General features: G+C 57.7%; 8 protein-coding genes, 1 tRNA gene and 2 pseudogenes. 4 read left to right on the forward strand and 7 right to left on the reverse strand.

The genetic code is table 11. The features are described from left to right. Nucleotides 1-10: 10 nt before the first annotated feature. Nucleotides 11-826, forward strand: coding sequence for an inositol-phosphate phosphatase (gene suhB, locus CUN63_RS07005; RefSeq protein WP_008147729.1), 816 nt, complete (start codon nucleotides 11-13; stop codon nucleotides 824-826). Between the two features lie 62 nt (nucleotides 827-888). Here suhB and CUN63_RS07010 read toward each other — a convergent pair whose 3' ends face one another. The 6 genes from CUN63_RS07010 to queA all read right to left on the reverse strand — a co-directional run bounded on the left by CUN63_RS07010 (nucleotide 889) and on the right by queA (nucleotide 6966). Beyond that, nucleotides 889-1437, reverse strand: a complete 549-nt coding sequence (locus CUN63_RS07010; protein WP_129438199.1) for a glycine zipper 2TM domain-containing protein — start codon at nucleotides 1435-1437, stop codon at nucleotides 889-891. Between the two features lie 120 nt (nucleotides 1438-1557). Then, nucleotides 1558-2472 (reverse strand): protein translocase subunit SecF, encoded by a 915-nt coding sequence (gene secF / locus CUN63_RS07015; RefSeq protein WP_129438201.1) that lies wholly within the window; start codon nucleotides 2470-2472, stop codon nucleotides 1558-1560. A gap of 9 nt (nucleotides 2473-2481) precedes the next feature. Continuing rightward, complete coding sequence (secD, locus tag CUN63_RS07020; RefSeq protein WP_129438203.1) at nucleotides 2482-4350, reverse strand: protein translocase subunit SecD; 1869 nt, start codon at nucleotides 4348-4350, stop codon at nucleotides 2482-2484. A 63-nt stretch (nucleotides 4351-4413) separates the two neighbouring features. Further along, nucleotides 4414-4752: a preprotein translocase subunit YajC gene (gene yajC, locus CUN63_RS07025; RefSeq protein ID WP_129438205.1), complete on the reverse strand. Its 339-nt coding sequence runs from the start codon at nucleotides 4750-4752 to the stop codon at nucleotides 4414-4416. Nucleotides 4753-4795: 43 nt separating this feature from the next. Beyond that, nucleotides 4796-5911 carry a tRNA guanosine(34) transglycosylase Tgt gene (tgt, locus tag CUN63_RS07030; protein ID WP_161990833.1) on the reverse strand — a complete coding sequence of 372 codons (1116 nt, stop codon included), beginning with the start codon at nucleotides 5909-5911 and terminating at the stop codon, nucleotides 4796-4798. 5 nt (nucleotides 5912-5916) lie between these two features. Then, on the reverse strand, nucleotides 5917-6966 hold the full coding sequence (gene queA / locus CUN63_RS07035; RefSeq protein WP_064679573.1) for a tRNA preQ1(34) S-adenosylmethionine ribosyltransferase-isomerase QueA: 1050 nt from the start codon (nucleotides 6964-6966) through the stop codon (nucleotides 5917-5919). Nucleotides 6967-7073: 107 nt separating this feature from the next. Between queA and CUN63_RS07040 the strand changes: the two genes are divergently transcribed. The 3 genes and pseudogenes from CUN63_RS07040 to CUN63_RS07055 all read left to right on the forward strand — a co-directional run. Continuing rightward, nucleotides 7074-7158: transfer RNA gene (locus tag CUN63_RS07040), tRNA-Leu, on the forward strand. Nucleotides 7159-7321: 163 nt separating this feature from the next. Next, entirely contained in the window at nucleotides 7322-8650 is a 1329-nt protein-coding gene (locus CUN63_RS07045; protein WP_129438209.1) for an integrase arm-type DNA-binding domain-containing protein, read from the forward strand. Nucleotides 8651-9631: 981 nt separating this feature from the next. After that, nucleotides 9632-9854: pseudogene (locus CUN63_RS07055) on the forward strand (integrase); the annotation flags it as partial. Between the two features lie 469 nt (nucleotides 9855-10323). Here CUN63_RS07055 and CUN63_RS32070 read toward each other — a convergent pair. Next, nucleotides 10324-10549, reverse strand: a pseudogene (locus tag CUN63_RS32070) (group II intron reverse transcriptase/maturase); the annotation flags it as partial.

Genomic DNA, 10549 nt, shown 5'->3' on the forward strand with positions numbered 1-10549 from the left:
TGACACATCCATGCAGCCCATGCTGAATATCGCGCTGCGCGCCGCCCGCAGCGCCAGTGAATTGATCTTCCGCTCCATCGAGCGCCTGGATACCATCAAGGTCGACGAAAAAGACGCCAAGGATTACGTATCCGAGGTGGATCGCGCCGCCGAACAGAAAATCATCGACGCGCTGCGCAAGGCCTACCCTACCCACGGCATTCTCGGTGAAGAAACCGGCATGCACCCTGGTAGCGGCGAAGGCGAAGAATACCTGTGGATCATCGATCCACTGGACGGCACCACCAACTTCCTGCGCGGCATTCCTCACTTCGCCGTCAGCATCGCCTGCAAATACCGCGGTCGCCTGGAACACGCTGTTGTTCTGGACCCGGTGCGCCAGGAAGAATTCACCGCCAGCCGTGGTCGCGGCGCTCAACTGAACGGTCGTCGTCTGCGCGTCAGCGGCCGCACCAGCCTGGACGGCGCCCTGCTGGGTACCGGCTTCCCGTTCCGCGATGACCAGATGGACAACCTCGACAACTACCTGGGTATGTTCCGCGCCCTGGTTGGCCAGACCGCCGGCATCCGCCGCGCTGGCTCGGCGAGCCTGGACCTGGCTTACGTAGCGGCCGGCCGTTTCGACGCATTCTGGGAGTCGGGCCTGTCCGAGTGGGACATGGCTGCAGGCGCACTGCTGATTCAGGAAGCAGGCGGCCTGGTGAGCGACTTCACCGGCGGTCACGACTTCCTTGAGAAAGGCCACGTCGTTGCCGGTAACACCAAATGCTTCAAAGCAGTACTGACGGCCATCCAGCCGCACCTGCCGGCTTCGCTGAAACGCTAAGCGAGCAGCCACAAAAAAAGCACCCTTCGGGGTGCTTTTTTTTGAATCTGAATTTCATCTATTTACTGAGCCGGCTCATTCCGCCCCAGGATCAGCTTGCCTTCCTTGTCGACCGGAATCTGGTTGCCCGGATCGCGATCCATCCGGACTTTGCCTTCCTTGCCATCCAGCGAATAACGGACGTCATACCCTACGACCTTGTCGCTGATGTCATTCACCGTATTGCAGCGAGTTTGGGTCGTGGTGTAGGTGTCACGCTCCTGCATGCCTTCTTGCACCTTGTTACCCGCATAACCGCCGCCGACCGCACCGGCCACTGTGGCGATCTTCTTGCCAGTACCGCCGCCGATCTGATTACCCAACAGACCACCAGCCAGCGCACCGACCACCGTACCGGCGATCTGGTGTTGATCTTTCACCGGCGCCTGCCGGGTAACCGCTACATCCTTGCACACTTCACGTGGCGTCTTGATTTGTGTCTTGACCGGTTCAACGGCTAGAACTTGCGCATATTCAGGGCCGCTTTTAACCAGCTTGTAGGTGGCAACAGCACCCCCAGCAGTTACGCCGACAGCACCCAATACCGCACCAACCAGCAACGACTTGTTCACATGAACCTCCTGACCATCACATACGGGACAAGCCCGCGCTTCTCCCAGCCTTGGAGCATAAAAAAAGGCGCGAGTTCAATACTCGCGCCTTTTCGGCCGACAGCTGGAAAACGATAGCCGTTATGGGCGGTCGTCGACTTCCTTATCGGTAGCCACTACAGGAATCAGATCCTCGGTGCTCAGGTTCAGCCAGATCAGCACGACGTTGGCGATATAGATCGACGAGTACGTACCCGCCAACACGCCGATAAACAGCGCAATGGAGAAGCCGAACAGGTTGTCGCCACCAAAGAACAACAGGGCCGAGATCGCCAGCAAGGTGGAGATCGAGGTCGCCATGGTCCGCAGCAGGGTTTGCGTGGTCGAGATGTTGATGTTCTCGATCAGGGTCGCCTTGCGCAGTACGCGGAAGTTCTCACGAACCCGATCGAATACCACGATGGTGTCGTTGAGCGAGTAACCAATAATCGCCAGTACCGCCGCCAGCACCGTCAGGTCGAAGGTGATCTGGAAGAACGACAGGATACCGATGGTCACGATCACGTCGTGGATCAGCGAAACGATCGCACCGACCGCAAACTTCCACTGAAAGCGGAAAGCCAGGTAGATCAGGATGCCACCCAGCGCCATCAGCATGCCGAGGCCGCCTTGGTCGCGCAGCTCTTCACCGACCTGAGGGCCGACGAATTCGACGCGCTTGACCGTCGCCGGGTTGTCGCCGCCGACCTTCAGCAGCGCTTCTGCAACTTGATGACCTAGCTGCGGGTCTTCACCCGGCATACGCACCAGCAAATCGGTGGTTGCACCGAAGCTCTGCACGATGGCCTCGTGATAACCCGAAGTGACCAGCTGCTCACGCACCTTGGTGACGTCGGCCGGACGCTCGTAGGTCAGCTCGATGAGCGTACCGCCGGTGAAGTCCAGCCCCCAGTTCATGCCCTTGGTGGCGACGCTGAACAAAGCCAGCGCGGTAAGGAACAATGTGACGCCGAACGCAAAGTTGCGAACGCCCATGAAGTTGATTGTACGTAACATGGCAGCCCCTTAAATCCACAACTTCTTGAAGTCACGACCGCCGAAGATCAGGTTGACCATCGCGCGGGTCACCATGATGGCCGTGAACATCGAGGTAAAGATCCCGAGGGACATGGTCACTGCGAAACCTTTGACCGGGCCGGTGCCCATCGCAAAGAGAATCCCGCCGACCAACAAGGTTGTCAGGTTGGCGTCGAGAATCGCGGTGAATGCCCGGCCGAAGCCTTCGTTGATTGCCCGTTGTACGGTCATGCCAGCCGCAATCTCTTCACGTATCCGCGAGAAGATCAGAACGTTGGCGTCGACGGCCATACCCATGGTCAACACGATACCGGCGATACCCGGCAGGGTCAGCGTTGCACCCAGCAGCGACATCAGGGCCAGGAGCAGCACCATGTTCACCGCCAGCGCGACGGTGGCGATGATGCCGAAGAAGCGGTAGATGGCCATGATAAACAGCGAGACAAACAGCATGCCCCACAGCGATGCATCGATACCTTTGACGATGTTGTCGGCACCCAGGCTCGGGCCAATGGTGCGCTCTTCAGCGAAGTACATCGGGGCAGCCAGACCACCGGCACGCAGCAGCAGCGCCAGTTCGGACGACTCGCCCTGGCCGTTCAGGCCGGTAATACGGAACTGAGCACCCAGCGGCGACTGGATGGTCGCCAGGCTGATGATCTTTTTCTCTTCCTTGAACGTCTGGACCGGCACGTCTTTCTCGACGCCATTGACCACTTGCTTGACGTAAGTGGTAACCGGACGTTGCTCGATAAAGATCACTGCCATGCTGCGACCAACGTTGCTGCGAGTCGCACGACTCATCAGCTCACCACCATGGCCATCCAGACGGATGTTCACTTCTGGCGTGCCGTGCTCGCCGAAGCCAGCCTTGGCGTCAGTGACCTGGTCACCGGTGATGATCAAGCCACGCTCGATCTGCGCCGGCGGACGTTTGCCCTCACGGAATTCGAAGGTTTCGGAAGTCGCTTTCGAAGCGCCAGGCTCAGCAGCTAGACGGAACTCAAGGTTGGCCGTCTTGCCGAGGATACGCTTGGCTTCGGCGGTGTCCTGCACGCCCGGCAGCTCAACCACGATGCGGTTAGCGCCCTGACGCTGAACAATCGGTTCGGCAACACCCAGCTCGTTGACGCGGTTACGTACCGTGGTCAAGTTCTGCTTGATGGAGTATTCGCGGATTTCCGCCAGCTTGGCCGGGGTCATCGCCAGACGCAGCACCGGTTGGCCATTGAGGTCGGCCGGAACAATGTCGAAATCGTTGAAGCTCTTGCGGACCAGCGCACGGGCTTGTTCGCGGGTTGCTTCATCAGTGAAGCCCAGCTGAATGGCACCGTTGAGTTGCGGCAGGCTGCGATAGCGCAGTTTCTCTTTACGCAACAGGCTCTTGACGTCGCCTTCGTAGACTTTCAAGCGGGCGTCGAGGGCTTTGTCCATGTCCACTTCCAGCAGGAAGTGCACACCACCGGACAAGTCCAGACCCAGCTTCATCGGGTGCGCGGCCAGGCTGCGCAGCCATTGCGGGGTGGTTTGTGCCAGGTTCAGTGCAACGACGTAGTCATCACCCAATGCCTTGCGCACGACGTCCTTGGCAGGTAGCTGATCTTCAGCCTTGGTCAGACGAATCAAACCGCCCTTGCCGTTGGCGGCCAAAGTGGCAGCCTTGACGTTGATCCCGGACTCCTTGAGCGCAGCGCTCACACGGTCCAGATCAGCCTGATTGACCAACAGTGCGGTACTTGCACCGCTGACCTGAATAGCCGGGTCATCAGGATATAGATTGGGAGCGGAATAAATCAGACCGACCGCCAGCACCGCCAGGATCAGAATGTATTTCCACAGAGGGTATTTGTTCAGCATCACGCCGCCCGCTTATGACGCGGGGCGCCTTGCGCGCCCCGTCGATTGAGTAGAAGTTGAAACTTAGATCGCTTTCAGCGTGCCTTTTGGCAGCGTGGCGGCAATGGCGCCTTTCTGGAACTTCATTTCGATGGTGTCGGAAACTTCCAGAACAACGAAATCGTCAGCCACTTTAGTGATCTTGCCGGCGATACCACCGGTGGTCACAACTTCGTCGCCTTTCTGCAGGCTGCCGAGCAAGTTCTTCTGCTCTTTGGCGCGTTTGGCCTGTGGACGCCAGATCATCAGGTAGAAGATGACCAGGAAACCGACCAGGAAAATCCACTCAAAACCACCACCCATAGGGCCGGCAGCAGCCGGTGCAGCAGCGTCAGCCATGGCATTAGAGATAAAAAAGCTCATTTAGCACTCCAGTTGCAAATGTTGAATCTTGGGGTCAGAAAACTCAGTCCAAAGGCGGAACAGGTAACCCGCGTTTGGCGTAGAAGGCATCGACAAAGGCGGCCAATGTACCCTGTTGAATAGCCTCGCGCAAACCAGCCATAAGCACCTGGTAATGGCGCAAATTGTGGATGGTATTCAACATGCTACCCAGCATTTCGCCGCACTTGTCCAGATGGTGCAGATAAGCACGGGAGAAGTTCTGGCAGGTGTAGCAATCGCAGGTCGGATCCAGCGGCGAATCATCATGGCGATGGAACGCGTTACGGATCTTCAGCACGCCTGTATCAATGAACAGATGCCCATTGCGGGCATTACGGGTTGGCATCACGCAATCGAACATGTCCACACCGCGGCGCACACCCTCAACCAGATCTTCCGGTTTGCCAACGCCCATAAGGTAACGAGGTTTGTCAGCCGGCATCTGACCCGGCAGGTAATCCAGGACCTTGATCATCTCGTGTTTCGGCTCGCCCACCGACAGACCGCCAATGGCCAGACCATCGAAACCGATATTGTCGAGACCTTCCAGGGAGCGCATGCGCAAATCCTGGTGCATACCGCCCTGAACGATGCCGAACAGCGCCGCCGTATTGTCGCCATGGGCTTCTTTCGAACGCTTGGCCCAACGCAACGACAGCTCCATCGATACCCGCGCGACGTCTTCGTCAGCCGGGTACGGGGTGCATTCGTCAAAGATCATCACGATGTCCGAGCCCAGATCACGCTGGACCTGCATCGACTCTTCCGGGCCCATGAACACTTTGGCGCCGTCGACAGGAGAAGCGAAGGTCACGCCCTCCTCCTTGATCTTGCGCATCGCGCCCAGGCTGAACACCTGGAAACCGCCGGAGTCGGTCAGAATCGGGCCTTTCCACTGCATGAAATCGTGCAGGTCGCCGTGCTTCTTGATCACTTCAGTGCCAGGACGCAGCCACAAGTGGAAGGTGTTACCCAGAATGATTTCCGCGCCCGTGGCGGTGATATCCCGCGGCAGCATGCCCTTGACGGTGCCATACGTGCCTACTGGCATGAACGCCGGGGTCTCGACGGTACCGCGCGGGAAGGTCAAACGACCGCGACGAGCCTTGCCGTCAGTGGCCAGCAGTTCAAACGACATACGACTCATACTGTTTCCTCAGGGCCGCGTGGCGCCGGATTACGGGTGATAAACATCGCATCACCGTAGCTGAAAAAGCGGTAACCATGCTCCACCGCTGCTTTATAGGCAGCCATGGCTTCGGGATAACCGGCGAACGCCGAAACCAGCATCAACAGCGTGGATTCGGGCAAATGGAAGTTGGTGACCAGGGCATCGACCACATGAAACGGCCGGCCTGGGTAGATAAAGATGTCGGTGTCGCCACTGAACGGCTTGAGCACACCATCGCGCGCGGCGCTTTCCAGGGAACGCACGCTGGTAGTCCCCACCGCCACCACCCGACCACCGCGAGCGCGGCAAGCGGCGACGGCATCGACCACGTCCTGGCCGACTTCCAGCCATTCGCTGTGCATGTGGTGATCTTCGATCTTCTCGACGCGCACCGGCTGGAAGGTGCCAGCGCCGACGTGCAAGGTCACGAACGCCGTCTCGACGCCCTTGGCGGCAATCGCCTCCATCAGCGGCTGATCGAAATGCAGCCCCGCCGTCGGCGCCGCTACCGCGCCCAAACGCTCGGCGTAGACCGTCTGATAACGCTCGCGGTCCGAGCCTTCATCCGGGCGGTCTATATAAGGAGGCAACGGCATGTGCCCGACGCGATCGAGCAGCGGCAACACCTCTTCGGCAAAGCCCAGCTCGAACAACGCATCGTGACGCGCCAGCATCTCAGCCTCGCCACCGCCGTCGATCAGGATCTTCGACCCCGGCTTCGGCGACTTGCTGGAACGCACATGGGCCAGCACACGATGACTGTCGAGCACCCGCTCCACCAGGATTTCCAGCTTGCCGCCGGAAGCCTTCTGGCCGAACAGCCGCGCCGGAATCACCCGGGTATTGTTAAACACCATCAAATCGCCCGGGCGCAAATGCTCGAGCAAATCAGTGAATTGACGGTGTGCCAGGGCGCCGCTGACCCCATCAAGGGTCAACAGGCGACTGTTGCGACGCTCGGCCAAAGGGTGGCGAGCGATCAGCGAATCAGGGAGTTCGAAAGTAAAGTCAGCAACGCGCATGATGGGGTTCGTCTAGCAGGGGCCGGAAGTCTAGCCGAAATAGTGAAAATTCTCTATGTACCTGATTGACCGACGGTAATCTCATCTCTATACTTCGCCGCCATTGAGCCCTGATGGCGGAATTGGTAGACGCGGCGGATTCAAAATCCGTTTTCGCAAGAAGTGGGAGTTCGAGTCTCCCTCGGGGCACCATTTGCAGTACATAGACGACTACCAGCGTCTACTCAACACCCATAGAGCCCGCTAACTGCGGGCTTTTTGGTCTCTGCGGTTCCACCCCTATCTCTTGCAAGCCAGCCTCTTTTTGGTACATTTTCTGTACATATTCCAGTTCGAGAACCGGAGGTGTACAGCGATGCCATTGACCGCCTTGCAAATCAAAGCGTCCAAGCCTGCCGACAGACCGTTCACCTTGAGTGATAGTTCGGGTCTTGCCCTGCTGGTGAAACCCAACGGCAGCAAGTACTGGCACTTCCGTTACACCTATCAGGGTCGGGCGGCGCGCATGTCACTTGGCGTGTATCCGCATATCTCCTTGCAGGAAGCTCGTGAACGAGCTGCAGAATGCCGCAACCTACTCAAGCAAGGCACCAACCCCGGCGCCAAACGCCGCGATGACAAGCTACGACAGCAGGAGGCCGGGCTCAACACCTTCAGGCGAGCCGCGGAGTACTGGTACCAATTCAAAGCGGACTCCGGCCGCAGCAGCGCGACGCTGAAGAAGATCCGCGACTATCTCGATAAGGATCTACTGCCCGCGCTCGGCGAGAAGCAACTGGAGCTCATCACTCGAAGCGACTGCGCAAAACTGCAGGCCTGCATCGAAAAACGAGGCGCCTTCAATGTTGCGGACAAGACCAGGACCTGGCTGAAACAGATTTTCAGTCAAGCCATTGCACGTGGCCTGTGCGAACACAATCCAGCCTCCGAACTCCATGCCATTGCGATAGCTCCACCACCCACTCAACACTACCCACACCTACATGAACACGAACTACCTGAGTTTCTCCGGGCCTTAAGCAAGACCACCAGTCGGCTACCAGCGAGGATTGCATCATGGATGACAATCCTGACGGCGAGCCGCCCCGGCATGGTTCGCTATGCAAAATGGGAAGAGATCGATTTCGAGGAAGGGATATGGACCATCCCGGCCGCACGCATGAAGATGCGCAGAGATTACGTCAGCCCTCTACCTCATCAATTGATCGCCATGCTTACCAAACTGAATCAAAGCACTGGACGCAGCCGGTATCTGTTCCCTGGCAATGGTGAAAAGCAGCCAGTCATCAGTGAAAACACGATCAACCTGGTGTTCGCCAAGATCGGCTACAAAGGACGACTCGTCAGCCATGGCACTCGTCATACCGCAAGCACGCTGCTCCGCGAACATGGCTGGCTGAAGGATCATGTCGAAAGCCAGCTGGCTCACGTCGAGGGCGGCATCTCTGGTGAGTACAATCAAGCCCTATACCTGCCGCAACGTCGGATCATGATGCAGTGGTATGCAGACTATCTCGATGCCCTCAAAGAAGGCATTACAGCCAACCTTCGCGATCAATTTGATACTCGCGTTAATCAGTTCCTCGCTCGCCCTTCTGCACCGCCTCTAACAGCATCCCATGCACACAAAGATGATCCTCCCCAAAAGTTGCCTATCGAGACAGAATCAACGGCGACTCAGTGATCACTTGATGCCTCACGAATTCGACCCGCTCGACGACAACCTTGCAAAACTACCGTGGCGCATTCCAACACTGGTAAGCCAATGAGATCACCGCAGTCCGCCCTTCCACGCGGGTCCATCCAAACAGGGCTGCAAAGCCGCCCTGTTTGGATGGACCTCACTTAAGAAATCTAAAGCCCGCGCAAACTGTCTGTGGAAAACCACTGATTTCCACCGGTGGATAATTTCATCCACCGCCGCAGAACTCCCGAAAATTGGAGTCTTGACCTCAATTATCCACAGGCGTAGAAAAGATCGGGCAAAGCGCTGTCGTTGACAGCAACCCAGGTAGCCAGAACCTTTAAGGCTACGCCACACCGTGGTGGTTCTCCCAAAGTGCGATGAGCGTCCGGTGGCTCGCACGGTCACAGCGATGTGATGGATGCCTACTTTTACCAGCGTGCCCACTGCGGCAACTCATTCCCTTTCATAGCTGCCCTGCAGCAACCTATCCGCTTGGCCATTTCCTTGCGCCAACCTGCGCCCGTCTCTTTCTCCCGGAAAGAGACGGGCGCTCCTACCGCTGCTGCAGCCCAACTCGTACAAGGCTTTGCGGCATTTCCCCTCGTGACAATCGGCGTGACAAACACCGAAGTCACCAGCAACAGTGATGCAGATGATGGTGCCGCAGCCCAAGGAATGGACTGCACCTGACTGACAGTCAGGGATGCCCCGGTCATCGCCTCACTGCCTTCACCTGGCTCAGGATCCCACGGCGCTGGTCTCGTCAGCCAATGCAACCTCCGCCCGCCCACCGGTAACGGTGTTCAGGAGGCCAGATCATGAGATGCCCAAGCTCCCGGTCGTAAAGAGCCGTCAGTCCCGCGTTAGTGGACAACCCTCACAGGTCGCAGGGGCCTTGATCCCTGATAACACTCAACATTCTTGGCGGGATGACGTGGGGAAAGTTTTAAAAGTTTTGGCTTCGAGAGGAGTTTGATCATGACATTGGTCGGTAGACGGGACGGGCGCAATTTTGGCTATGGCCGACAACTGAGTTATGCCGGGCCGCAGGCCCTCCGCGACCTGTTTGGCGGTGAGCATTACGGCACGGTCAAAGCGCACAGTGATCGCTGGCAGGCGTTTGTGCGGTGGTGTCGGTCGGAGGATGGGCCAGGGTTCAACGATGCGCGGCAGATTGATCGGCAGATCTTGTTGGACTATCCCGAATCGCGTTTTGCCAATTATCCGTACATGTATAAAAGGTCATCGATCAGCTCAAGCTCTTGTTGTGTGTACGGCGCTTTTTGGTATCGGCGAATGGCCTCAAGTACCCCTTTGATAGGCACTTGCCGCGCTGGATCATGAATGACTTCGATCAGCCGACCATAAGGGTCCAGCATTACCTTCAACTACCTTGATGCGAATTGGGAGGTTATGAAATTCTCTTTCTTCGCACAGTGAGCGCCATCATTGGGCCATTGTGCGCAAGAAGTTGCGCAGTAGATCGTAATATTCGCGACCCAACTGCCCTGCAAGCCACGTCTTGCAAAGACTGCAGCCAAGTGCGCAAGAAGTTGCGCAGTGGTGCGCAACTTCTTGCGCACTTTCTTCCGATTATGGATCGAGTAGGAGGCGGCTTTACAGCCGCCGTCCTCTCACACCACCGTACGTACGGATCCGTATACGGCGGTTCAAGCTATGCGGCTAAGCCGGTTTATCGTATCCAGTACCGAAACTAACCCAAGCTGACCCCATAGTTTCTTCGGCAGCGCCTGATTCATATGAGATGCGCCTGAGCTCCACCATGGGCCTCGGCCATTGAAGGCTGATTTGCAGGCGCGAGCTTCGCTAAGCCCCAGGCGCATCAAGTTACGTGCCCTCGTTGAGGGCCGCTTCCATTGTCGCCAGACGACGCAG

This window comes from Pseudomonas sp. ACM7 (assembly GCF_004136015.1).
Lineage (GTDB): Bacteria > Pseudomonadota > Gammaproteobacteria > Pseudomonadales > Pseudomonadaceae > Aquipseudomonas > Aquipseudomonas frigoris.

Bases quoted from the DNA above. Each gene is read 5' to 3' on its own strand.
- CUN63_RS07045 (WP_129438209.1), top strand. From the start codon at position 7,322: ATGCCATTGACCGCCTTGCAAATCAAAGCGTCCAAGCCTGCCGACAGA.
- yajC (WP_129438205.1), bottom strand. From the start codon at position 4,752: ATGAGCTTTTTTATCTCTAATGCCATGGCTGACGCTGCTGCACCGGCT.
- tgt (WP_161990833.1), bottom strand. From the start codon at position 5,911: ATGTCGTTTGAACTGCTGGCCACTGACGGCAAGGCTCGTCGCGGTCGT.
- secF (WP_129438201.1), bottom strand. From the start codon at position 2,472: ATGTTACGTACAATCAACTTCATGGGCGTTCGCAACTTTGCGTTCGGC.
- suhB (WP_008147729.1), top strand. From the start codon at position 11: ATGCAGCCCATGCTGAATATCGCGCTGCGCGCCGCCCGCAGCGCCAGT.
- queA (WP_064679573.1), bottom strand. From the start codon at position 6,966: ATGCGCGTTGCTGACTTTACTTTCGAACTCCCTGATTCGCTGATCGCT.
- secD (WP_129438203.1), bottom strand. From the start codon at position 4,350: ATGCTGAACAAATACCCTCTGTGGAAATACATTCTGATCCTGGCGGTG.